This is a genomic window from Arthrobacter sp. zg-Y40, assembly GCF_020731535.1.
Classification (GTDB): domain Bacteria; phylum Actinomycetota; class Actinomycetes; order Actinomycetales; family Micrococcaceae; genus Arthrobacter_B.
In genome coordinates, this window is sequence record NZ_JAJFZS010000001.1 from 159,654 (window position 1) to 181,300 (window position 21,647).

The 21,647-nt window shown below is 65.1% G+C and carries 23 protein-coding genes and 1 other RNA gene; 6 read left to right on the forward strand and 18 right to left on the reverse strand.

The genetic code is table 11. The features are described 5' to 3' along the window. Nucleotides 1-7: 7 nt before the first annotated feature. On the reverse strand, nucleotides 8-1,720 hold the full coding sequence (locus tag LJ754_RS00720; protein WP_227924937.1) for an alpha-glucosidase: 1,713 nt from the start codon (nucleotides 1,718-1,720) through the stop codon (nucleotides 8-10). Nucleotides 1,721-1,919: 199 nt separating this feature from the next. Between LJ754_RS00720 and LJ754_RS00725 the strand changes: the two genes are divergently transcribed. Then, complete coding sequence (locus tag LJ754_RS00725; RefSeq protein ID WP_227913788.1) at nucleotides 1,920-2,420, forward strand: DUF1269 domain-containing protein; 501 nt, start codon at nucleotides 1,920-1,922, stop codon at nucleotides 2,418-2,420. A 72-nt stretch (nucleotides 2,421-2,492) separates the two neighbouring features. On the opposite strand, the gene LJ754_RS00730 is transcribed toward LJ754_RS00725, so the two are convergent. Further along, nucleotides 2,493-2,942 (reverse strand): MarR family winged helix-turn-helix transcriptional regulator, encoded by a 450-nt coding sequence (locus LJ754_RS00730; protein ID WP_227924938.1) that lies wholly within the window; start codon nucleotides 2,940-2,942, stop codon nucleotides 2,493-2,495. Nucleotides 2,943-3,084: 142 nt separating this feature from the next. Here LJ754_RS00730 and LJ754_RS00735 point away from each other — a divergent pair, with 142 nt between their 5' ends. Together LJ754_RS00735 and LJ754_RS00740 are read left to right on the forward strand one after the other, a co-directional pair. Beyond that, nucleotides 3,085-4,293, forward strand: coding sequence for an ABC transporter permease (locus LJ754_RS00735; protein WP_227924939.1), 1,209 nt, complete (start codon nucleotides 3,085-3,087; stop codon nucleotides 4,291-4,293). Nucleotides 4,294-4,383: 90 nt separating this feature from the next. Beyond that, nucleotides 4,384-4,770 carry a hypothetical protein gene (locus LJ754_RS00740; RefSeq protein WP_227924940.1) on the forward strand — a complete coding sequence of 129 codons (387 nt, stop codon included), beginning with the start codon at nucleotides 4,384-4,386 and terminating at the stop codon, nucleotides 4,768-4,770. On the opposite strand, the gene LJ754_RS00745 is transcribed toward LJ754_RS00740, so the two are convergent. From LJ754_RS00745 to prfB, 8 genes are all read right to left on the reverse strand, one after another. Next, a complete protein-coding gene (locus tag LJ754_RS00745) occupies nucleotides 4,767-5,399 on the reverse strand; it encodes a uracil-DNA glycosylase (RefSeq protein ID WP_227913776.1) in 633 nt (210 codons plus the stop codon). The two genes, LJ754_RS00740 and LJ754_RS00745, sit on opposite strands and share 4 nt — an antisense overlap. Before the next feature lie 268 nt (nucleotides 5,400-5,667). Continuing rightward, nucleotides 5,668-6,039, reverse strand: a transfer-messenger RNA (tmRNA) gene (gene ssrA / locus LJ754_RS00750). A gap of 65 nt (nucleotides 6,040-6,104) precedes the next feature. Beyond that, a complete protein-coding gene (locus LJ754_RS00755; protein ID WP_227924941.1) occupies nucleotides 6,105-6,464 on the reverse strand; it encodes a hypothetical protein in 360 nt (119 codons plus the stop codon). Beyond that, nucleotides 6,461-6,934 carry an SsrA-binding protein SmpB gene (gene smpB / locus LJ754_RS00760; RefSeq protein WP_227913773.1) on the reverse strand — a complete coding sequence of 158 codons (474 nt, stop codon included), beginning with the start codon at nucleotides 6,932-6,934 and terminating at the stop codon, nucleotides 6,461-6,463. Before smpB ends, LJ754_RS00755 begins: the two co-directional genes overlap by 4 nt. A gap of 44 nt (nucleotides 6,935-6,978) precedes the next feature. Further along, on the reverse strand, nucleotides 6,979-8,379 hold the full coding sequence (locus tag LJ754_RS00765) for a M23 family metallopeptidase (RefSeq protein ID WP_227924942.1): 1,401 nt from the start codon (nucleotides 8,377-8,379) through the stop codon (nucleotides 6,979-6,981). A gap of 73 nt (nucleotides 8,380-8,452) precedes the next feature. Further along, nucleotides 8,453-9,355: a permease-like cell division protein FtsX gene (gene ftsX / locus LJ754_RS00770; RefSeq protein ID WP_227924943.1), complete on the reverse strand. Its 903-nt coding sequence runs from the start codon at nucleotides 9,353-9,355 to the stop codon at nucleotides 8,453-8,455. Further along, on the reverse strand, nucleotides 9,352-10,101 hold the full coding sequence (gene ftsE, locus LJ754_RS00775) for a cell division ATP-binding protein FtsE (RefSeq protein WP_227913768.1): 750 nt from the start codon (nucleotides 10,099-10,101) through the stop codon (nucleotides 9,352-9,354). Before ftsE ends, ftsX begins: the two co-directional genes overlap by 4 nt. A gap of 156 nt (nucleotides 10,102-10,257) precedes the next feature. Then, complete coding sequence (gene prfB, locus LJ754_RS00780; RefSeq protein ID WP_227913766.1) at nucleotides 10,258-11,376, reverse strand: peptide chain release factor 2; 1,119 nt, start codon at nucleotides 11,374-11,376, stop codon at nucleotides 10,258-10,260. Between the two features lie 159 nt (nucleotides 11,377-11,535). Between prfB and LJ754_RS00785 the strand changes: the two genes are divergently transcribed. Beyond that, nucleotides 11,536-11,841 carry a hypothetical protein gene (locus LJ754_RS00785; protein ID WP_227913764.1) on the forward strand — a complete coding sequence of 102 codons (306 nt, stop codon included), beginning with the start codon at nucleotides 11,536-11,538 and terminating at the stop codon, nucleotides 11,839-11,841. 30 nt (nucleotides 11,842-11,871) lie between these two features. Here the strand turns inward: LJ754_RS00785 and LJ754_RS00790 are convergent, their stop codons facing one another. Genes LJ754_RS00790 through LJ754_RS00820 form a run of 7 tightly spaced genes read right to left on the reverse strand, consistent with a single transcriptional unit; the run spans nucleotide 11,872 to nucleotide 16,487 of the window. Beyond that, complete coding sequence (locus LJ754_RS00790; protein ID WP_227924944.1) at nucleotides 11,872-12,327, reverse strand: hypothetical protein; 456 nt, start codon at nucleotides 12,325-12,327, stop codon at nucleotides 11,872-11,874. Then, nucleotides 12,324-12,773: a hypothetical protein gene (locus tag LJ754_RS00795; protein WP_227924945.1), complete on the reverse strand. Its 450-nt coding sequence runs from the start codon at nucleotides 12,771-12,773 to the stop codon at nucleotides 12,324-12,326. Before LJ754_RS00795 ends, LJ754_RS00790 begins: the two co-directional genes overlap by 4 nt. Next, on the reverse strand, nucleotides 12,757-13,101 hold the full coding sequence (locus LJ754_RS00800; protein WP_227924946.1) for a TadE/TadG family type IV pilus assembly protein: 345 nt from the start codon (nucleotides 13,099-13,101) through the stop codon (nucleotides 12,757-12,759). The genes LJ754_RS00795 and LJ754_RS00800 overlap by 17 nt, the downstream gene beginning before the upstream one ends. A gap of 53 nt (nucleotides 13,102-13,154) precedes the next feature. Continuing rightward, on the reverse strand, nucleotides 13,155-13,424 hold the full coding sequence (locus tag LJ754_RS00805; protein WP_227924947.1) for a hypothetical protein: 270 nt from the start codon (nucleotides 13,422-13,424) through the stop codon (nucleotides 13,155-13,157). Between the two features lie 53 nt (nucleotides 13,425-13,477). Next, nucleotides 13,478-14,413, reverse strand: a complete 936-nt coding sequence (locus tag LJ754_RS00810) for a type II secretion system F family protein (protein ID WP_442860296.1) — start codon at nucleotides 14,411-14,413, stop codon at nucleotides 13,478-13,480. Beyond that, complete coding sequence (locus LJ754_RS00815) at nucleotides 14,410-15,261, reverse strand: type II secretion system F family protein (protein ID WP_227924949.1); 852 nt, start codon at nucleotides 15,259-15,261, stop codon at nucleotides 14,410-14,412. The genes LJ754_RS00810 and LJ754_RS00815 overlap by 4 nt, the downstream gene beginning before the upstream one ends. Continuing rightward, entirely contained in the window at nucleotides 15,258-16,487 is a 1,230-nt protein-coding gene (locus tag LJ754_RS00820) for a CpaF family protein (protein WP_227924950.1), read from the reverse strand. Before LJ754_RS00820 ends, LJ754_RS00815 begins: the two co-directional genes overlap by 4 nt. 290 nt (nucleotides 16,488-16,777) lie before the next feature. Between LJ754_RS00820 and LJ754_RS00825 the strand changes: the two genes are divergently transcribed. After that, nucleotides 16,778-17,683: a glycosyltransferase family 2 protein gene (locus LJ754_RS00825; protein ID WP_227924951.1), complete on the forward strand. Its 906-nt coding sequence runs from the start codon at nucleotides 16,778-16,780 to the stop codon at nucleotides 17,681-17,683. 25 nt (nucleotides 17,684-17,708) lie between these two features. On the opposite strand, the gene LJ754_RS00830 is transcribed toward LJ754_RS00825, so the two are convergent. Then, on the reverse strand, nucleotides 17,709-18,674 hold the full coding sequence (locus LJ754_RS00830) for a D-alanyl-D-alanine carboxypeptidase family protein (RefSeq protein WP_227924952.1): 966 nt from the start codon (nucleotides 18,672-18,674) through the stop codon (nucleotides 17,709-17,711). Between the two features lie 336 nt (nucleotides 18,675-19,010). On the opposite strand from LJ754_RS00830, the gene LJ754_RS00835 reads away from it, so the two are divergent. Beyond that, nucleotides 19,011-21,581: a GH25 family lysozyme gene (locus LJ754_RS00835; RefSeq protein ID WP_227924953.1), complete on the forward strand. Its 2,571-nt coding sequence runs from the start codon at nucleotides 19,011-19,013 to the stop codon at nucleotides 21,579-21,581. Nucleotides 21,582-21,647 lie beyond the last annotated feature (66 nt).

Genomic DNA, 21,647 nt, shown 5'->3' on the forward strand with positions numbered 1-21,647 from the left:
GCACTCCTCAGCCGCCCGGGTACGTTGAAATATCCAGCACCCGCGCCTCCCATGGGCGCAGCAGGTGGTGATCACCGACGTCGCCGTAATTACCCAGCACCAGTGTTCCGGTTTCGGCGTTGGACGGTATGCCGAGCTCATCGCCGGATACATTTCCCAGGACCAGCAGGGCCTGGTCCCCCCGCGTACGCTTATACGCGAACAGTGTCGAGTGCTCGGGGTCCAGCATGCGGAAATCACCCAGCGACACCAGGGCCGACTCATGCCGGAGCTGAATCAGCCGCTGGTAATACCGGAAAACCGACTTCTCCGCCGCCCGGTCCGCTTCCACGCTGACCGCGGGATAGCTGGCGCCCAGCGGAATCCACGGCGTGGTTGCGCCGAACCCCGCATTCGGTCCACCGGTCCACTGCATGGGGGTCCGAGCGTTGTCCCGGCTCATCCGCCGCAGGGCTTCCAGCGCCGCCTGCCGGTCCATGCCCTGCTCCAGCGCCTCGGCATAGTAGTTCAGCGATTCCACGTCCCGGTACTGATCTATCGAGGTGAACCCGGCACTGGTCATGCCGATCTCTTCGCCCTGGAAGACGTAGGGCGTACCCCGCTGCAAATGCAGCAGGGTGGCCCACATGGTGGCCGATTCATACCGGTACCGGGCTTCGTCGCCGAAGCGGGAGACGACGCGCGGCTGGTCGTGGTTGCTCAGGTAGAGGCTGTTCCAGCCCGTTTCCGCCAGGCCTCGCTGCCACCGGTTCCAACTGGTTTTCAGGTCCGCCAGGGACAGGGGGCGGTAGTCGAACTTCCCGCCCGGGCCCTGGTCCAGGCTCACGTGTTCGAACTGGAAAACCATGTCCAGTTCGTGCCGGCGGCGGTCCGTGTACAGCCGGGCCTGGTCCACCGTGGCCCCGGGGGTCTCCCCCACCGTCAGGTACTCCCCGTCACGCTCGCTAAAGACCCGCCGGTGCATCTCCTGCAGGTACTCGTGGATGCGCGGCCCGTTGACGTAGTAGGGGCTGCCGTCGCCCCACACCCCGGAGGGTTCCGTCACTACCCCGTCCGGCAGCGCGGGGTCCTTGGAAATGAAGTTGATGACGTCCATGCGGAAGCCGTCCACCCCTTTGTCCAGCCACCAGTTCATCATTTCGTAGACCTTCTCCCGTACCCGGGAATGTTCCCAGTTCAGGTCCGGCTGCTGGGGCGCGAACAAGTGCAGGTAGTACTGGCGGGTGAGCTGGTCGTAGGTCCAGGCGGACCCGCCGAAGAGGGACCGCCAGTTGTTCGGTTCTGCGCCGGGCTCCCCGGGCTCGAAGCCCGGCCGCGCATCCCGCCACCAGTACCGGTCCCGTTTCCGGGAGCTGCGGGAAGACCGGGAGTCCACGAATCCGGGATACTCGCTGGAGGTGTGGTTGACCACGAGATCCATGACCAGTTTTATCCCCCGGTCGTGCAGCCCGCCGAGCAGTTCCTCAAACTGTTCATTGGTGCCGAAGAGCTCGTCGATCCGGCGGTAGTCGCTGATGTCGTACCCGTTGTCGTACTGCGGGGACTGGTGGACCGGTGACAGCCAGACCACGTCGATACCAAGGTCTACGAGGTGGTCAAGGTGCTCGATGATGCCGCCGATGTCACCGACCCCATCCCCGGTGGAGTCGGCAAAGCTGCGTGGATAGATCTGGTAGACGACGGCGTTTGCCCACCAGGCAGGACGGTTGGGATTCTCCATGGACGTCCGTCCTTTCACAGTGTCCCAGCATTTTACGTCCCGGTATCCGGCCAGCACAGGGCTGCCGGACGTTACGGGGCCGGCTGGGCGGGGGACGGCCTTTTCGCTTGAACGGGCACCGGCACGACACTAACGTTGGCGCTGCAGAGGGGTCCCGCGCGGGCGCTTCCTCACAACTCAAACGTTTGGAGTAACTGCCATGGCAACACTTACCGTTTGGAAATTCTCCGATTCCGGGGCCGCGGAACGCGCCACGGACACCCTTGCAAGCCTGCAGTCCCAGGGGCTGATCAACGTGCAGGATGAAGCAATCGTCACGTGGCCCCGGGACAAAAAGAAGCCGAAGACCATCCAGGAACACAACTTGGTCGGAGCCGGCGCCCTGGGTGGAGGGTTCTGGGGACTGCTGTTCGGCCTGATTTTCTTTGTGCCGCTGATCGGCGCCGCGGTGGGCGCGGCCGTGGGCGCACTGTCCGCGTCCATGGTGGACGTGGGCATCAGTGATGACTTTATTGCCCGGATCCGCCAGGAAGTTACTCCCGGAACGTCGGCGCTGTTCGTTCTTTCCTCCGACGCCGTTGAAGACCGCGTAGCGGACGCCTTCAAGGGCTATGAGGGCATGAAGCTGATCTACACGAATCTCTCGAAGGACGAGGAAGAAAACCTCCGGGCGGCATTCTCCGAGGCAACCCCCGCATAGCGGGCAAGGCAGCGCGCGCCTACCGCGCGGCCGGAACGGGACGGCAGCCACGGCTGCCGTCCCGTTCCCCTGTCATGAGTTTCCGGGTTCCTCGTTAAACCTCTTGAGGGCCGCCAGGAAATCCTGCAGTTCCGCCTGGCTCCAGCCCCGGAGCCGGGACTTCACTGCGCTGCGCTGGACGGAGAGGGACGTCTCCAGGCGCCGGAGCCCTTCATCAGTCACGTACAGCATCCGGCCGCGGCGCCCCTGCCCCTGTTCTTCCTCCCCGGCAGTGACGAGCGACAGGTCCGCCAGCGCGTGGAGCTGCCGGGAGACCGTGGAACGGTTCAGGGAAAACGCGGACGCGATGTCAGTGGCCCGGCAGCCGGGGTGGGCACCAATGAAGGACAGCAGCGAATGTTCCACCTGGGTTAGGGGCGCATTGATCCGCCGTGAGCGGGCCAGCGCCCGGCGGTAGATCGCTTCGATCTCGTCGTAGACGCTGTCGACTGGATCATCTTGGGTTTCCTGCTTTTTCACCACGTATCCAACCTACCCTCCCGGCACCTAATCCTCCCGGCGGGCGCTGGCTGTTGCATTATGCAACAATGGTGTGTTCACCAAAGTTGCATAACGCAACACTGCGGCGGTGCTCCGCTGCGCTTCTTCTGCTTCGAGAGGTTCCATGTCCGACCCCCATTCCGGCCCCGATCTATCCGACGGCTCCCCCCGCTCCACCGAACTCGTGCTGGCAGAAACGGTGCCGGCAACAGGCCCCGGCGCCGCTGCATCACCCGCACCCGCACCCGATGCACACGTCGCTCCACCCGCGGCCCGCCATACGGAGCGCCGGGCCCAGTATGGACGCCGCGGGTCGGTCCCCGACGCCGGTTTCTGGCGCTCACTGGGAGCCCACATCCTGATCCCGTTCTTCCTTGCGGCGGGAATGGGGCTGGCCTACCTCGGCGCCTTCCACGAACCGGAGCCCCGCCATCTCGCCGTCGCCGTGGTGGGAACCGGCGCGCAGGCAGAGGTCTTCGCCCAGCGGTTGAACGACTCGGCACCCGACAAGCTGGACGTACGCACGGTTCCCGATGCCGGGGAAGCGCGGCGCCTGATTACCGACCGCGATATCTCCGTGGCCTACGAAACCGGATCGGACGACGCCACTCTGTACGTCTCCACGGCCGGTTCCGCCACCACGGCAGAAGTAGCCAAGAAGATCTTCCTTCCCCTTGCCTACGAGTCGGAAAAACCGCTTCAGGTGGTGGATGTCGTACCCACCAACGAACACGATCCCACCTCGCAGGGACTGTTCTTCCTGCTCGTGGCCATGAGCGTGGGCGGCTACTCCAGCGCCGTGGCGATCTCCGCCGTCGCAGGCCGCATCAGCGTCCTGTGGCGGGCTGCGGTTGCCCTGGCGTCCTCCGCAGTGATCGCCGCGATGGGCGTCATCATTGCCGGACCCGTTTACGGCGTCATCGAGCACAGCCACTGGGGGATCTGGCTGTTGACCTGGCTTTACGTGGCCACGATCACCCTTCTCGGCGTCGCAATGTACCCGATGCTGCGGAAGTGGACCACCCCCACGCTGACCCTGTTGTTCGTGATGCTCAACTTCACCAGTTCCGGGGGCATCTTCACCTTTGAGACGGTCCCCCCGTTCTTCGCTGCCCTCGGGTCATTCTGGAACGGGGCGGCCTGGCTGCATGCGGCGCAGGGCCTCGTGTACTTCCCCGGGCAGGCCTTTGGCACCGACCTGCTGAAACTGGCCATCTGGCTCGCCGCCGGCGCCGGCCTGCTGGCGCTGACCCACCTGTGGAGCGTCCGCCGCACGCGGCTTGCCGATGAGCTTGCCCGCGCACGGGAGGACGAAGAGGGCCTGGCCGCGTAGCACCTCATTACAGCGAAGCGGGGCCGTTTCCGGGGACTGACAGCATCCCCGGGACGGCCCCGCACGTTTTTTCCGCGTATCGTTTAACCGATGACTACACGACGCCAGGCCGCACAGATCCTCGATATTCCACTGGAAATGGCGACGCGCCACGGCATTCCGGCACGTCTGAGCAACTCCGAACTGGCGCAGCTGCAGGCCAACCCGCCGGGATGGCTGGTGCAGTCCCGCGCCAACCGCACCGGAAAACGGCCGGTCTGGGTAACGCTGACGTGCACGGTGTGCGGGTACACGGAAACGGCACGGCCCAAGAAATGGTGGCCGGAATTTACGTTCCTGGCCTGCTTCGACCACAGCGTCCGGGAACTGCCGGAACTGGCCCCGGGCGCCGTACGCAGCGAATACGAGGGCGTGGGCTCCCGGTTCATCGGCGTCGTCGACTCGCCCGTGGAGCAGCCCCGGGGCGAAGGGGCCTAGCGGGAAGCGCTCAGGCCCGTTCTGGCCATCGCATCGGTGTACGCCGCCCGCATGTCATCCAGGGCCTCCTGCTGCCGCTCAGCCGTGGCGCCGAACGAGCGTCCGGAAAGTGAACGGGCCTTGTACACCTTGATGCTGCGGCGGTAGATCATGCGGTTTTCGGTTTTGAGGAACGTTGCCGCCAGCCGCTGGGCTTCGGTACCGTGCGCTACGATCACCGATGCCCGCGGTACCAGGGCCAGGAAGCGCAGAAGCGGCCGCAACCCTTCCTGCACCTGTTCCTTGGTCAGCTTGCCGTTAGGCTCACCGGGCACGTGCCAGGGGTAGGTATTCCACGGCATCACGAACTCGGGACGCAGCCCGGCCTGCCAGTGGACGCCCAGCAGCCTGGCCATGGCCTCGTTATCGCCGGCCGTAATGAAACCGGACTCATGGGCTTCGCCGATGTTGGAGAAGAGGCTGACGATGCGGCACTCGCCGATATCGTGCATGGGGTCGATGTACGGGACCTGGCTGCCGGGCTTCATCTCGGCCAGCGAGTCGCAAAGCTGGTTCACGTCCGCAACATTGGGGTCGTACCGTCGGTTCCAAAGGTCATCATGCTGGGATTCAACTGCCGGGCTTTGCATAAGGTGGTGCGTCTCCTACAAGGTCTTCCGACCGGTTATATCGCCCGCCCCGGGTCCTGCCGGCGCGGGTAGTGCGTTAGTGCAAGTTTACCAATGCAGCCCCGCTTGCCCGGCGGGAAAAAGCCCGTCGGCAGGCTAAACCCCTTGGGTGTGAGAAATGACTCCCCAAGGCAGCGCGTAAACCCTTAAACACAGAGCGGGAAGCGTCCGGAGACGCTTCCCGCTCTGAGGCAACTCCCAGTGCAGCATTTCTGCCCATTGGAACCTTCAGTGGAGATGGGGGGAATCGAACCCCCGTCCGATGTCGCTTTGTCAGGGCTTCTCCGGGCGCAGTCTGCAGCGGATTTTCTCGGTCCCAGCCATCACGCAGACAAGTGGCTGATCCGGACCCAGCCGTCTAAAAGTCCCGAACACCCCAACGGCGAAGGTGTTCAGCAGTGGCCCTCTAAATGACGCCAGGCACCGGGGCGAGAGCATCCCCGGGCTGACGGACTATGCCTTACTGCTTAGGCAGCAAGAGCGAAGTCAGTGCGCTTTGATTCGGCACTTATTGGTTTACAGAGATCGTTAACGAGATAACCCTGTATCCTCGGCCCGCTTCCCCTGTCTCAACAAAACATCGTCGAAACCGGTCATCCCCTTATTGAGTTGCCAATCCGGCCGAAGCCGGAACACCTATTGTAGCGCATGCGGCACCGGCGGCGCTCAGAAGGTGATGCCGAAGACCACCACGGGCGCCCGCCAGACGATCAGCAGGACCCAGGAGAGCGCCACGAAAAACACGGACAGGATGCTCAGCGCCGTCATGCCTGCAGCCTTGCGGCGGAAGGCCCAGAGGAACAGCGCCACGTTGGCCAGGACCAGCGCCGGCGCCGCCCATACCAGAAGGTGCGCCAGATAGAGGTAATAGACCGCGAAGAACGGCACCACTACCAGGATGACCACCGGCACTACGGCCAGCACGATCAAAAGGTCAATGACGGCAACCGCCCAGGTCCAAACCGGCTTGCGGGCCGATGCTTCCTCAGCGGTTTCTTCCTGTGGTTCCCAGAACGTGCCGCTCATGCGCCGCGGTTCTTGTCCCGCATGGCACGCAGGGCCTCGCGGTTGTCCTGCTTTTCCCGCAGGGTTTGGCGCTTGTCGTACTCGCGCTTACCGCGGGCGACGGCTATTTCGACTTTTGCCCGTCCGTCCAGGAAATAGAGCTGCAGCGGCACAATGGTGAAACCCGACTCGCTGGTCTTGCGCATGATCTTTTCCAGCTGCTCCCGGTGCAGCAGGAGCTTACGGCGGCGGCGCGCTGAATGGTTCGTCCAGCTGCCGTTGAGGTACTCGGGAATGTAGGCAGCTTCGAGCCACAGTTCGCCGTTGTAGAAGGTGGCAAATCCGTCCACCAGCGAGGCCCTGCCCTCGCGCAGCGACTTGACCTCGGTGCCCATCAATACCATTCCAGCCTCGTAGGTATCGAGGATTTCGTAGTCATGCCTGGCCTTGCGATTGGTGGCCACTACCTTCCGGCCACTTTCCTTAGGCACGGGGCAACTCCTTAGTAGGTTGAAACGAAAGTTCCATTGTAGGCCTACAGCAGGGTCATGGGGTCAACGGGGTTACCGTTCAGGATGGTCTCGAAGTGCAGGTGGCAACCCTGGGCGTTTCCGGTCTGGCCGATGTAGCCGATCAGCTGGCCGGCGTTGACCCACTGGCCCTGGGCAACAACGTACTGGGTCATGTGGTAGTAATTCGTGGCCAGGACGTGGCCGCCCACCACGCCGTGGTTCAGCACCACGTAGTTACCGGCGCCGATCATTTCCGACTGATTGGTTGAAGGAACGGCCCGCCACACCTCTCCTGCCGCGGCAGCATAGATGGGGGCTCCGCACCCGCCGGCAAAGTCGGTGCCCGCATGCAGGTAGCCGCCCTTGCCGTAGAAGTCGATGGTTCCGGCTGGGGTCGCCCGCCAACCGAAGCCCGAAGAGATGGGTGCATTCATCACCGGGTACCGCAGCCCGAAAGCTGCTGAGGGGGCGCTGGGCGCCGGCATCTGCTGCGGGGCACCGCCGCCTCCCCCGGCAGCGGCCGCGCGGTTGGCGGCGTCAATCCGTGCCTGTTCGCGCTGCCGGTATTCCTCCAGCAGGACCCGCTGCCGCTCGGCAATGTCGGCGTTGATCTGCGCGCTTTCCTGCTCCAGGTTGGCCATCTGCGCCTGGAGCTTCGGCTTCTGGGCCTCCAGTTCCTCGTTCATGGCCGCGGTTTGAGCGATGAGGCCGTCGACCTTTTCCTTTTCGACGGCCGCAGCGTCCCGGGCCGACTGCTCGGCCTTCAGCGCTTCTTCTGCCTGTGCCTTGAGCTTGCTGATTTCTTCGGCCACGGCTGCGAGCCGGGCCTCTGAATTGACGTTGTTCGCATTCTGCTGGGAGAGCTTCTCCACTGCAGCGTTCTGTCCCTTGAGCGCCTGCTCGGCCATCCCCAGGGAGTCCGACAGGCTGTCGGCACCCTTGGCGCCGAACATCAGGGAAAGTGTGGAGGGAACTCCACCGTTCTTGTAGGCCTGGGAAGCGATCTGTCCAATGGCCTTTTCGGTGGCCGCGATGTCTTCGCGGTCCTTCTCGATCTGGGCGGTAATGGTTTTGTGTGTCTCTTGGGCAAGGGCCACGCGGTCGTTCAGTGCGCTGACCTTGCCGGCAGCGCTGTCCACGCGTCCCTCGGCGTCGGCCAGGGACTGCTGGGCGGCAGGCAGCTGGCCCTGGTAGATGTTCAGCTTGGCCACGGTTTCGGCAATGTCTTCGCCAAGGTACTCGTAGGTCTGCTGGACCTTCTGTTTTTCGGCCTCCACACCTGCCAGCCGGTTATCCAAGTCATCTGCGTTGGCAGCGGGCCCGGTGACGGCCACCGAAAACGTCAGGGTCAGGAGAACGGCGGCGGCCGCCGCCGCGCGCGCTGCGGGAGCACGCCTGGGACGCTTTGGGACAGCATTATCCATTGACGAGACTCTCCCTGTTCCTGCGGCTTCCGATCCTGCACCTTCGGCGCCGGCACTTGCTTGCTTCATGACTCTAGACCTTCAGATACCGGCGGAGCGTCAACAGCGAGGATACCCCTGCCAGCAACGCACCGAGAACAAGTAGGACGGGTGTCAGGTACAGCACCTGTTCCGAGGAGATGAAAGCGGTGGTGGGGTACTGCCGCGCCAGCGCACCGATGAAGAAGTGGGCGGTGCTCCACAGTGCCACGGAGGCCAGGATTGCCCCGATGACGGCGGCGATCACGCCTTCGAGCACGAAGGGCAGCTGGATGACGGCCTTGGACGCGCCGACCAGGCGCATGATGCCGGTTTCCCGCCGGCGGCTGAAAGCCGATAGCCGGATGGTGGTGGCTATCAGGAGGATGGCGCAGATCAGCATGACTGCGGCCACACCCAGGGCAGCCACGGAGGCGAGGTTCAGGTAGGTGAACATCTTCTCGAAGAGCTCGCGCTGGTCACTGATGGACTCAACCCCCGGTTTCGAGGAGAAAGCCTCGTTGATGACCTCGTACTTTTCGGGATCCACCAGGGACACCCGGAAGGATTCGGGCAGCATATCGGCCGTTATGCTGTCCACGATCGGCGAATTGGCGAACTGCTCACGGAAATGCGACAGCGCCGTTTCCTGGTCTTCGTACTCCACGGATTCGACGTACTTGTCGGCCCGCAGATCCGCTTCAATCGCGTCACGCTGTTCGTCCGTGACGGCACCGGAGGCGCAGGAGGCAGAGACATCATTGTCGGTGCACAGGTAGACAGCCACCTGCACGCGGTCGTACCAGTAGCCCTTCATCTGCCCGATCTGCAGCTGCAGCAGCCCGGCCGCACCCACGAAGGTCAGCGATACAAAGGTCACCAGGACAACCGAGATGACCATGGACAGGTTGCGGCGAAGCCCGGAACCGATTTCCCCCAGGACAAATGCGAGCCTCATTCGGCAACCCCGCTCTCGCGCCGCGCCGGAACATCGGGCGCGGTGCGCGTTTCCGCCGCAGGTTCACCCAGGTAGATGCCCTCGTGCTCGTCACGGATGATGTTGCCGTTGCGCAGTTCCACCACGCGCTTGCGCATGGCATTAACAATGTCGTCGTCGTGGGTGGCCATCACTACGGTGGTGCCGTTCTGGTTCACCCGGTCCAGCACCTTCATGATGCCCAGGGACGTTGCGGGGTCCAGGTTTCCGGTGGGCTCATCCGCCAGCAGGATGCCGGGCTTGTTGACGATGGCCCGGGCAATGGCAACGCGCTGCTGCTCGCCGCCGGAAAGTTCATGCGGCATGCGGTCTTCCTTGCCCTCCAGACCCACGGTCTTGAGCACTTCCGGGACGGAGTCGCGGATGACGGCGCGGCTGCGTCCGATCACCTGCATGGCGAACGCCACGTTGGCGAAAACGGTTTTATTGGGCAGCAGGCGGAAGTCCTGGAAAACGACGCCGATCCCCCGGCGCAGCCGCGGTACGCGCCAGCTGGGGATCTTGGCGACGTTGGCGCCTGCCACGTACACCGTTCCCCGCGTGGCGTGCTCTTCCTTCATGATCAGCCGGATGAAGGTGGACTTGCCCGATCCGGACGCACCGACCAAAAAGACGAACTCGCCGCGGTCCACGTCAAGGCTGACCGAGTTGAGCGCCGGCCGGGAATTCCGGTCATAGAGCTTGGTGACATTGTCGAAGGTAATCATGACTACTTAGTGCCCATGGAGCAGCCGGAGACACGGGCCTTGGTTCGGGATATGGGCACCGGCCCCTCGACTATAGCCAGCTTCGAAGGCGATCAGCCATAACCGGGCACCGCGTGTCGACCAGGCGTGCAGTTCCGAGCCTGCGCCCGGCCGGTCCTACTTCGTGGCCGGGATGCTGCCGGTGGCGCGCCAGCGGATGCCGGCGTCAATGAAGTCGTCGATCTCGCCGTCGAACACTGCGGAGGTGTTGCCCACCTCGTGTTCGGTCCGCAGGTCCTTGACCATCTGGTAAGGGTTGAGCACGTAGGAACGCATCTGGTCTCCCCAGGAGGCCTTCACATCACCGGCGAACGCCTTCTTCTCGGCGTCCTCCTGCTCCTTCTTCAGCAGCAGCAGGCGGGACTGGAGCACGCGCATGGCGGCGGCACGGTTCTGCAGCTGCGACTTTTCGTTCTGCATGGACACCACGGTGCCGGTGGGAAGGTGGGTCAGGCGCACCGCGGAGTCGGTGGTGTTCACGGACTGGCCGCCGGGGCCGGAGGAACGGAAAACATCCACGCGGATCTCGTTGTCCGGGATGTCGATGTGGTCTGTCGCCTCAATGAGCGGAATAACTTCGACGGCGGCAAAGGAGGTCTGCCGGCGGCCCTGGTTATCGAACGGGCTGATGCGGACCAGCCGGTGCGTACCGGCCTCCACCACCAGGGTGCCGAAGGCATAGGGGGCCTTCACCTCGAAGGTGGCAGATTTCAGTCCTGCTTCTTCGGCATAGGAAGTGTCCAGCACCTGTGTGGGGTAACCGTGGCGTTCGGCCCAGCGCAGGTACATGCGCAACAGCATTTCGGCGAAGTCGGCGGCGTCCACTCCCCCGGCTCCTGAGCGGATGGTCACCACGGCCTCGCGGGCGTCGTATTCGCCGGAGAGCAGGGTGACGACTTCCAGCTGGGACAGGGATTTGCGCAGGGATTCGAGCTCCGCCGCGGCCTCGGCCTTGGAATCTGCGTCGGACTCATCCTGTGCCAGTTCCACGAGGACCTCAAGGTCATCGATGCGGGACTGGATAGTCCGGAGCCGTTCCAGTTCGGACTGGCGGTGCGAGAGCTTGGAGGTGATTTTCTGCCCTTCGGCAGGGTCATCCCAGAGGTCCGGAACGCCGGCCATCTCGCTGAGCTCTTCGATGTCCTCTTTGATCTTTGCCACGTCCGAGACCTCTTCAATGGAGGCGAAGGTGGAGCGGAGGGCGCGGATTTCTGCGGGAAAATCTATTTCTGCCATGGTGCTAACAGACTACGCCATGTCCCTGTGCCGCTGCTGATCCGCCGTCGTACTTCCGCCGCAGCCGATCCGTGACGCGCCGGGCCGCCCGCAAGGCTGTCCCGGCAGCCCGCGCTAGATTAAAGGAACGGACAATTTGCCTTCCGGAAGGAGCCTGTTTTGGCCGATCAGCAGGGACACCCGCAGCGCGGACGCATGTACACCCTCGATGAGCTCAACGACCTGGCGGAGGAGGGCGACCCCTGGGCCATGGGCAAGGTGGATGAGTGGGAACAGCACTTTGCCAACGAGTTCGCCGGTTCCATGACAGACCGGTGCCCTGACGAGGACTGCGACCAGTTCGGTGAGCGCGTGACCATCTGTTACGGCGAGGACGGCCAGATCCTGGACATCGACCACGGGGGCTGGGGCCACGGGCCGGCCCGGGACAAAGCTGCGGCAGAGAGCGAACGCCGGGCGTCCTGATTCCAAGGACAGCCCGGCGGCTGCCTTTCCTCATTGCAGCAGGCGGGCCCGCGCCTCACTGACCGCCGTAACGGTAATTCCTTCCGGCACCAGGAAATTCACGATCGGCGGATGCACCCGTGCGGTCAGCACCACGTGTGCGGTCCGGCCGTCCGCCGTGCCGGTTTCCTCCTCTACGGCCAGGCCGGGCAGCCGTTCGTGCGCCCGTGTGTCGGTCAGGTAGCTGCGGGCCGCGGCGCGTACGGCATCGGGATCCAGCACCGTTGCAGGCCCTGCTCCGGCCGAAGGTTCCCCCAGCGAGAACGTGTCCGCTGCCGCTACAGCTGCTCCGTCGGCGGCGGAGAGCAGCTTCTTCTGTCCGATATACACGGAGGACGCTGCCATCACCACTGTGACGGTCAGCAGGGTGAGCAGGGCATACCCGATGATCAGTACTCCCACCTGTCCCAGCTCGTCTCCGCTCCCCCGGCGGGCGGCATGCCTCATCCGAAGCGCTCCACGACCTGGGTGGATTCGGAGTCCACGGTCACTGCCGAGGCGCCGGGCCAGGGCAGCCCGGGCAGCGGAACATCCACCTGCACACGGACGGTGACTGTCGAGCCGGGCTGCAGGCACTGGGCCGGGCAGCTGATCTGAATCCGCATCGCTTCCGCCGGCAGGCCGAAGTCGCCGAGTGCCAGTTCGGCAGCATCCCCGGCACGCTGCTCCGCCGCCGCGGTCCCGGGAGCTGAGGCATAAACCTTCGCGGCGGCGTCCGCAGCGCCGACGGCGGCAAAGGAAGCGGCTTGGACCTGCCCCGCGGCCATCACCAAGTAGACCACCGGAACCATCAGGAGCAGGCCAAGGAAGATGAATTCGACGACGGCGCTGCCGGCTTCGGTGTCCGCCGGCGTTGGCGCAGGCGCCGGCCCGCGGTCAGCGTGAAGGCGCATGGCCGGTGACCTCTATCCCGTCCTGCGGACCGATCAACCCGATCACCGGCAGGGGTGCCCGCACCGTGATTTCCAGCATCCGAACACCGTCCACCACCGTCTCGCTGCTTCTCACGTCAGCGGCATACTCCCCGCCCAAGGCACCTTCAATCAGCCCGGATGTCCGTTCTGCCCCATCGGCCGTGGAACGGTCCGCGAGGGCGCCGTAGCGCGCCCCGCTGGCAGCTGCGTCGATAAGGGTGTTGCGCACGTGCAGTACCAGTGCCAGCTGGATGACCGCCATGAACATGAGGCTTACCAGCGCCCCCACCATCACGAAGTCCACCACTGCAGAACCCTGCTCCCGCGCTCCGGACGTCGCTTCCCGGGCTGCCTGCCGGGCTATGGCTGCACCTGTTCCATGGCGGAGTCGAAGAGCCGTTCCAGGGCAGGCTGGACTACCACGAGGAGTCCGGCGACCAGGACGGCGGACATCAATGTGATCATCACCCAGCCCGGTACGTCTCCGCGCTCCCGGTCGGCGGGAGCAGCGGCCGCCTTGAACTGCTGCACCAACCGGTACCACCATCCCGCCGCAACGGCTACTACCGTCTTCCACGCTTCCACCGGTTCGCGCGTGCTGTCCCGGTGCCTGCTCTGGCGTTGTGCCATGTTGAGTCCTTTGCTCGAATCCGTCTGCCTCTTGTACTTCCCTCACCGGCTGCCTATAGCCCCAGGCGCAGCAGCGCGAGCCCGGGGAACACGGCAAACAGGACGGTCAGGGGAAGAATGCCGAAAATCACCGGCGCCATCATGCCGATCTCTTTCTTGCCGGCCGTTTCCATCAGTTCGCGCTTGGCTGCGTCCCGCACATCCTGGGCCTGGGCACGCATAACGTCGGCTAGCGGGGTGCCCCGGTCCACCGCCACGCTCACGCCGTCCGCGAACCGGCTCAGCGGCGCCAGCCGGATCCGGTTCGAAAAGTCCTGCAGCGCTTCGGTGAGGGGGATCCCCGACCTGGTTTGGGCGAGGACTTTGCGGAACTCCCCGGCCAGTTCGCCCCGGGCCGCAGCAGAGACCCGTTCAAGTGCACCAACCGCACTCTCCCCCGCGCCCACTGCGAGCGCCATCATTTCGGCGAGGCTCGGAAACTCCGCCAGGATCCGGGCATTGCGGAGCTTGATCCGCTGAGTCAGCACGTAATCACGCAGCAGGAAACCGGCAGCGGCACACGCTGCCGTGCCCGCCACCACGGAAAACGCTCCGATACGCCCGCTCCCCGCCAGCAGCACACCGGCCGTCCCTCCGGCCAGCAACCCTGCCCCGGCCCACAGAACCTGTTCCGCCCGGAAGTCCAGGACCGACTTTTGGCCGCCGGCCTGTTCCAGGCGCACGGCCAGGGGGCCGTTGGCCGGGGAAAGCCTGTTCAGGCGCCGGACCGTGTCCCGCAGCACCGGCCGCAGAATACGTTCCAGGGTGCCGAAAGGGGTGATTTCCCCCTGCGACAGCAAGCGGGAGGCCGGCGTGACTGAGCGCAGGTGCGGTTCCACCCGCTCGGCAAAGGAGGTGCCCCGCGCCGCCGGCAGCCTGGCGGCCAGCAGCAGGAGTCCGAACCCCAGGAGGACACCGGCCAGTACGGCCAAGGGGCCGGCGGGCATCACCGCAGCACCCTTACATCTTCAGGCAGGGCGCCGATCCGCAGCATCAGCCGGTAGCAAAGGATCGAGACCGCCATACCCGCCGCCAACACCGCAGCCCCGGCACCGGTGTTGTAGGCGGCCGCTGTTTCCGGCCGGGCGGCCAGCAGCAGCAGCACGGCCCACGGCGCCGCCACTGCCAGACGGGCCGCGTTGACCGTCCACGACTGCCGCGCCAGCAGCTCGCTCCGCGTGCGGGCGTCCTCCCGCAGGAAACCGGCCAGGGTACCGAGCAACCGTCCCAGATCCGTGCCGCCCACCTGACGGGTGATCCGCAGGGCCTCGACAATACGGTCTGCGACCGGATCAGCCAGCGCGTCCTTCAGCCGGTTCAGCGCATCCTCGAAATCCCCTGCGGAGCGGTAATCGGCCGCGAAGGCACGGAAGTAGCCGCGCAATTCGCCGGGCCCGTTGTCCGCCAACTGGATGAGTGCCTCCGGAAGCGGCAACCCGGCCCGGATCGCCGAGCGGAGGTGGTCAACGACGTCGGGCCACAGCTCGGCCAGCGAAGCCCGCCTGCGCCGGGCCTGCATCCGTACCAGTGTGTAAGGCAGCCCGGCCCCAAAGAGACCGAAACAGGCGGCAATCGGCAGGGACAGGGTAACGATGAAGAACCCGGCCAGCACCACCGCTCCCGTGCCCGCGCAGGTGGCCAGCAGCCCTGCCGCACTGACCCGTTCAATACCTGCCTGGCGCAGGAGTTCCTCAACGCGCGCGGTTCGGCGCCGCGCTGGAGCCGGTCCACGGTTCCAACAGGACTGCCACAAAAGCAGCAGCCCCAGCCCGAGGCACAGCCCGGCAGCAGCGCTCATGCCCGGGCCTCCAGTAATGCGGCCACATCGATCCCTGCCTGGGCGAACTTCTCCGCAGCCGGCATGGACGACGCGGTCGCGGCCAGTTGCCCGCCGCCGGTGCGGGAGAATACCGACGACGTTTCGATGACCCCGCTTTCCACCCGGCGGCCCAGCGCAACCACTTCCGTGACTTCCCGACGTCCCGACGGTGTCCGTGCGCAGTGGACCACCAGGTCAATGCAGGAGGCAACCGTGGGAACCACGAAGGCACTGGAAATATTGCTGCCTGCCAGAAGGGGAAGAGTGCATAGCTTAGTAACGGCGTCCCGGGCACTGTTGGCGTGGATGGTGCACATGCCGGGAAGCCCGGCATTCAGCGCAATCAGCATGTCCAGGCTCTCCGCTTCCCGGACTTCTCCCACGATCAGGCGGTCCGGGCGCATGCGCAGTGCCTCTTTGACCAGCCGTCGCAGCGGAATCTCGCCCTCGCCTTCCAGGTTTGCCTGCCGGCACTGCAGGCCCACTACGTCGCGCAGCGGCAGCTGCAGCTCGAAGATCTCCTCCACCGTCACTATCCGTTCCCTTGGCCCGATGGAGGCACCGAGACAGTTGAGCATGGTGGTTTTGCCGGCCTGCGTGGCCCCGGAGACAAGGATGTTCAGTCCGGCGCCGACAGCGGCCCCGAGGAAGCGGGCCGCCGGCGCGGACAATGTGCCAAGCTCCACCAGATGCTCCAGGCGCCGCGCCCGGGCCACGAATTTGCGGATGTTCACTGCCCAGTGGCGCCTGGTGACATCCGGAATGGCCACGTGCAGGCGGGAGCCGTCCGGCAGGGCGGCGTCCACGAATGGCGAGGAAAGGTCCAGGCGGCGCCCGGAGGACTTCAGCATGCGCTCCACCAGCAGCCGCACCTGCTCGGGTGTAAGCGACAGTGAGGTCAGTTCGGACCGGCCGTCCCGGGCCAGGTAGATTTCCGTGGGCGAGTTGATCCAGATTTCTTCCACGCCCGGGTCATCGAGCAGCGGCTGCAGCACGCCGAAGCCAGCCACCGAATCAAACACCTGCTGCCGGACGCTGTCCAGCCGGCCCAGCGGGGGCAGCGATCCCAGCAGGGAACGTTCGTCGTAGTCCGACACGGCCGCGTCCACCAAACGCCGTACTTCATTGACCTGTTCCTGCGGGTCCAGGCCGCGCACGCGGATGAGCTCGCGCACCTCGTCCTCGACGATCCGCATGGCGTCCATGCTTCTCCCCCCGTGTTGTGCCGCGCCGGTCACCGGCTTCTGCGCCCTCTGCCGCATTGAGTGAAGATGACGCTGCGCCCAACCCGACGTATGAGCGGCGAGACTAGGGGCATTTCCTTCGGCTGGCGAGAGTGCCGCTTGGGCTGTGGATAAAGCACCGGCCGCAGGCTGCGGTTCCTCCTTCCCTTGACCCGCCCCGGGGCCGCCGGTACCGTTGTTGGGACGCATGGGACGCTGCTCTCAATCGGCTGCAGACGTGGCAGGCACAGGCACAGACAGGAATTCCTTCTATGCATGCAGTCGACGTTCTTCTTCCGTATTACGGCGATGTGGAGCTGATGAAAGAGGCCGTTCGGAGCGTCGTCGGACAATCAAACCCGGATTGGCGGCTGACCGTCATAGATGACCGGTATCCCGATGAGGAGCCGGCCCGCTGGTTCGCCAACCTGGCGGATACCCGCGTGACCTATCTGCGCAACGAAACTAATCTGGGCGCCAACGCGAACTACCGGCGGTCGCTGTCCCTGGCCGAAGCACCGGTGGTGGTGATGATGGGCGGTGACGACATCATGCTGCCGCAGTATCTGGAGCAGATCCTCAACACCCTAGGCGAGTTCCCACAGGCGGCCGCCGTCCAGCCGGGAGTCCGCGTGATCGACGGCGCCGGTCGCCTCACCCATTCGCTCACGGACAGGGTCAAGACCCTTACGGCTCCGCGGTCCGAGCAGCCCCTTGTCCTGCGAGGCCAAGACATGGCCGTCTCACTGCTTCACGCCCCCTGGCATTATTTTCCGTCGATTGCCTGGCGGCGGGACGTGATTGCCCGCATCGGATTCCGTCCGGAGTTCAATGTAGTTCAGGATTTGGCACTGCTGATCGATATCGCGGCCGAGGACGGTTCCATCGTGATTACTCCCGAGGTGGTTTTCCACTACCGCAGGCATAAGGCCTCGGATTCCGCTGTCCGCGCACTGGACGGCAGCCGGTTCCGGGAGGAGCGCTCCTATTTCCGCTCGCAGGCCAGCCGGTTTGCGGATTGTCATTGGGACCGCGCCGCGTTTGCGGCCCGGGTGCACTGGACCTCCCGGCTGAACGCTGCCACCGTCCTGCTTGCGTCCCTCGCCCACCCTCGGGCCCTGTTGACCAGGTCCCGCCTGCACAGCTCAGCCGCGCTGCTGCGGCATGTGCTTTCGTAGCCACACACTTTTCGGGTGCACCTGTTCAGTACCCCGGTGCCGGCGGCAGGGACAGGAATTCCTCCCAGGTCGCAATCCCGTCCGTGCGAAGTGCAGAGGCTGCAGACACCCCGACGTAACGCAGGTGCCAGGGTTCGTAGGAGTAGCCCGTCACGGCCTCCGAACCGGCCGGGTAGCGGATGATGAAACCGTAGTCGGACGCGTTCGATGCCGCCCACGTTCCTGCGGCGGTCGACTCAAAGCAGGCCTGCAGGGTGCAGGTTCCCCCCGCATCAGCTATGTCCAGGGCCAGCCCGGTCTGGTGTTCGCTGAAGCCGGGCCTGGCAGAGAAGGTGTCTGCCTGCTCCGAGCCGTGCTGTTCTACATAGCCCCGGTAGAGCGAGGACTGCGTGTCAAAGGAACGGAAGGCGCTCACCATCTTCAGGCCCACGCCTTCCTTCGCGGCGGCCGCCTGCATTGCTCCGAATGCTTCCGCCGCCTCTGCGCGCAGGCTGGAACCATCCACCGAGACAAGGTCCTCCGGCCGGTAATCGGCTGGGGCAAGGGCATGCTGTTTGTTCACGAGGACGAAAATGCTGGCAGGGTCGTCCGTGTCCTGCGAGGCGACCGTGCCCGTATCAGCCGTCCACGCGAGACTCCCGCGTTCAAAGTCCTGGCTGCAGGTTCCATGGGAGCATCCCATGGCTCTGACCGGATAGCCCAGGGCACCGTCCTGCGCGGACAGTCGGTGCCACGTCGCGGCCAAAGGATCCTGTACCGGTTGGGCGCCGGTCTGCGGGGACCAGTAGACCGAGCCGTGTTCATAGGCCCGGAAGCAACCTCCGGCCCGCAAGCCGCACCGCTCCTTGTCCCTAACCGCGCCCAGCGCGCCTGCGGAGCCACCCTGCGCCTGGTAGAGCGTATCGATGGCCGTTGTCCCGGCCCCCTGGGAGGGCACGGCAACAGCGAGTGTCGCCGTCAGCAGGAAGACGGCCGTTGCGGAGATCCTCAAACGCAACATACTTCCTCCTGATCCGTAGGCGGTCCCTGCTGTCGGACCTGCATCTTTCCCTATCGGCTCCCGGGCTGCTGCTGTAAGCAGCACCAAATGGAATCCGCCGTTCCCGAAACCGAAATGCCGGATGCCGGTTGTGGCTTGCCCTAGACTATGTTCGGCTTCACAACGCCACAGTGGCATCAATAGCCACTTACCCCGGCTCGCTCACATTTCGTCTGCTCCAGCCGCCGCACTCAATAACTGATGCTGATAAGCACAGCCACACCGGGAGTTCCAGTGACATCATCCGCAGCCTTCCGCTGGATAGCAAGTACCCTCCTGGCCGCCTCTATGGCAACCGGAACGCTGCCGGCCCATGCCCTGACCACGGAGACCTCCCCGGCGGAAACCGCGCCCGCGCAAACCGCAGTCCCGGTGCAGCCGCCGGCAACGCAGGCCCCGGCCGGGGAGGACCCGGACACCACAGGCAGCAGCCCGGCTGCGACTCCGCAGCAGGTGCCCGACTCCGAAGGGTTGCCCACGGACGGCGCGCCCGGCCTGACCGCCGGGGAGCTGCCGCCGACCCTTGAGGAAGAGGTCGGACCGCTTGGCGCGCGCATGGGTCAGGGCCTGGAACGGCTGATCGAAACCGGTGACCCCCAGGTTCCCACTGCTGAAGAAACCGACCTGGTGGAGCGGGCCAAGAACGGTGAGGACATTTCCGAAGCGGTGCCCCCCGCCGGCGCCGGCCCGGCCTCCCTGCCGGGGGCAGCCGCGCAGGCAAACAACGCGGTTGCCGCCGCTAACATCACCACTGCGGCGTTCCAGCCGAGCGGCATCCTCGGCATGGACGTAAGCAGCCACCAAGGGACCGTTGACTGGCGCACAGCCTGGAACCAAGGCTCCCGATTCGCTTATGCAAAGGCCACGGAAGGCCAGTACTACCGCAACCCGGAATTCAAGAGCCAATACGCCGGTGCCGGTTCCGTAGGCATGTACCGCGGCGCCTACCACTTTGCCATCCCCACCCCCGGCAGCGGCGCCGGCGATGCCAACTTCTTCCTGGACAACGGCGGTATGTGGACGGCTGACGGGCGGACTCTCCCCCCGCTCCTGGACATCGAATACAACCCCTATCCGAGCTTGGGCGACACCTGCTACAACATGGGTCCGGCGTCCATGACCCAATACGTCTACGATTTCTCGCAGGTTGTGCAGGCCCGAACCGGCCGTCTGCCGGTCATCTACACCACCACCGACTGGTGGAGCCGCTGCACGGGCAACACCGGTGCATTCTCCGACCATTCCCTGCACATCGCGTCCTACGCGAAGGACGTGGGCCCGCTGCCCAACGGATGGGGCCGCTACGCCATTTGGCAGTTCTCTTCCACCGGTCCGTTCGTGGGTGATTCAAATGTCTGGTACGCCGGGGAAGCGGAGCTTGCGGCATTCGCCGGGGGGTCCCAGGATCCGATCACTGCAAAGTACAGCCAGCTCGGCGGCTCGTCCGGCCGGCTCGGCGCCCTCACCCGCGCTAAGGACTGCTCCCTCGCCGGGGGCTCCGGATGCTTCGTGATGTACCAGGGCGGCTCCATTTTCTGGACCTCGTGGACCGGGGCCCAAGCCGTATACAACTCCGGAATCGGCTCGTTCTGGTGGAACCAGGGCAATGTCACCGGCAGGCTGGGGTTCCCCACCACGGACGAATCCTGCGGCACTACTGTCTGCCAGCAGGGCTTTGAGGGCGGCGAGGTGTACTGGCAGCAGTCGACGGGCAACGTACAGGTTTTCCGCACGGCCATCGGTCAGCTCTGGCGGCAACAGGGCGGCGGGGCCGGAATCCTCGGTTACCCCCGCAGCGAAGAGACCTGCGGCACCACCGTCTGCACCATGACCTTTGACACCGGCATGATCTATTGGACCGCTTCTTCAGGTGTGGCGTCCGTGCGGGACGGAAAAATCAGTGCCGCCTGGAAGAGCCGCGGCGGGCAGAACGGACGGCTGGGTTACCCCACCGGGAATGAAGCCTGCTCCTGGGGCGTCTGCACCCAGAGCTTCCAGGGCGGTGACCTGGTCCAGGACACGGCCGGCACCACATACGCTGTCTACCGCTCAGCAATCGGAACCACATGGATGGCCATGGGTGGCCGGAACTCCGCCCTGGGGATCCCGAAGGGCGAAGAGTCCTGCGAAGGAACGATTTGCAGCCAGGCCTTCTCCACCGGGCTGGTGGTCTGGACGCCTGCGTCCGGGGCCTGGGCAACCTCACGGCCCATCTTCAAGAAATGGACGGGTGAAGGTGCCTCGGCCGGACGCCTTGGCAACCCGGTTTCCCCGGCCACCATGTGTACGGCCACCACCGGATGCAGGCAGCAGTTCAGCGGCGGACTGGTATTGGCAGCCAACACGGCCACTGCGGCCGCCGTCGTCCGTACCGGCAGTGGAATCGGAAGCACCTGGCAGCGCGGCGGAGCCGAAAACGGCAGGCTCTCCTACCCGCTGGCTGACGAAAGCTGCGAGGGCTCTGCCTGCCAGCAGCGCTTCGTAAACGGGACCATCTACTGGACCTCGGAGTCCGGTTCCTGGCCCGCCTACAACAATGCAATCACCTCCCGCTGGCAGTCACTGGGCGGCGGAAAGGGCCGGATGGGCTACCCCACCTCGGACGAGTTCTGCGGAGCCGTTGCCTGCTGGCAGTCCTTCCAGCACGGAGACGTTCTGTGGTCCACCGTGGCCGGTGCCCACGGCGTCTACAGTTCCACCGCCATTGGCAGCCTGTGGCGCCAGTACGGGGCACAGTACGGCCAGTTCAGGTTCCCCCTCTCGGAAGAGACGTGCGGCACCACGTCCTGCTCCCAGACTTTCGAAGGCGGAACGATTTCCTGGGACACGCGTACCGGGTTGGCGGTGGATTTCCGGTGAGGCCGGAGCCCGCCCAAACGGGTGCCGCGGACCAATGGCCTATTGTTAATTCTTGTGAAAGCCCGG

Excerpts from the sequence above, each read along its gene's own strand:
- LJ754_RS00720 (WP_227924937.1), bottom strand. The coding sequence starts at position 1,720 with ATGGAGAATCCCAACCGTCCTGCCTGGTGGGCAAACGCCGTCGTCTAC.
- LJ754_RS00725 (WP_227913788.1), top strand. The coding sequence starts at position 1,920 with ATGGCAACACTTACCGTTTGGAAATTCTCCGATTCCGGGGCCGCGGAA.
- LJ754_RS00735 (WP_227924939.1), top strand. The coding sequence starts at position 3,085 with ATGTCCGACCCCCATTCCGGCCCCGATCTATCCGACGGCTCCCCCCGC.
- LJ754_RS00740 (WP_227924940.1), top strand. The coding sequence starts at position 4,384 with ATGACTACACGACGCCAGGCCGCACAGATCCTCGATATTCCACTGGAA.
- LJ754_RS00745 (WP_227913776.1), bottom strand. The coding sequence starts at position 5,399 with ATGCAAAGCCCGGCAGTTGAATCCCAGCATGATGACCTTTGGAACCGA.
- LJ754_RS00755 (WP_227924941.1), bottom strand. The coding sequence starts at position 6,464 with ATGAGCGGCACGTTCTGGGAACCACAGGAAGAAACCGCTGAGGAAGCA.
- LJ754_RS00765 (WP_227924942.1), bottom strand. The coding sequence starts at position 8,379 with ATGGATAATGCTGTCCCAAAGCGTCCCAGGCGTGCTCCCGCAGCGCGC.
- ftsX (WP_227924943.1), bottom strand. The coding sequence starts at position 9,355 with ATGAGGCTCGCATTTGTCCTGGGGGAAATCGGTTCCGGGCTTCGCCGC.
- ftsE (WP_227913768.1), bottom strand. The coding sequence starts at position 10,101 with ATGATTACCTTCGACAATGTCACCAAGCTCTATGACCGGAATTCCCGG.
- prfB (WP_227913766.1), bottom strand. The coding sequence starts at position 11,376 with ATGGCAGAAATAGATTTTCCCGCAGAAATCCGCGCCCTCCGCTCCACC.
- LJ754_RS00790 (WP_227924944.1), bottom strand. The coding sequence starts at position 12,327 with ATGAGGCATGCCGCCCGCCGGGGGAGCGGAGACGAGCTGGGACAGGTG.
- LJ754_RS00795 (WP_227924945.1), bottom strand. The coding sequence starts at position 12,773 with ATGCGCCTTCACGCTGACCGCGGGCCGGCGCCTGCGCCAACGCCGGCG.
- LJ754_RS00805 (WP_227924947.1), bottom strand. The coding sequence starts at position 13,424 with ATGGCACAACGCCAGAGCAGGCACCGGGACAGCACGCGCGAACCGGTG.
- LJ754_RS00815 (WP_227924949.1), bottom strand. The coding sequence starts at position 15,261 with ATGAGCGCTGCTGCCGGGCTGTGCCTCGGGCTGGGGCTGCTGCTTTTG.
- LJ754_RS00820 (WP_227924950.1), bottom strand. The coding sequence starts at position 16,487 with ATGGACGCCATGCGGATCGTCGAGGACGAGGTGCGCGAGCTCATCCGC.
- LJ754_RS00825 (WP_227924951.1), top strand. The coding sequence starts at position 16,778 with ATGCATGCAGTCGACGTTCTTCTTCCGTATTACGGCGATGTGGAGCTG.
- LJ754_RS00835 (WP_227924953.1), top strand. The coding sequence starts at position 19,011 with ATGGCAACCGGAACGCTGCCGGCCCATGCCCTGACCACGGAGACCTCC.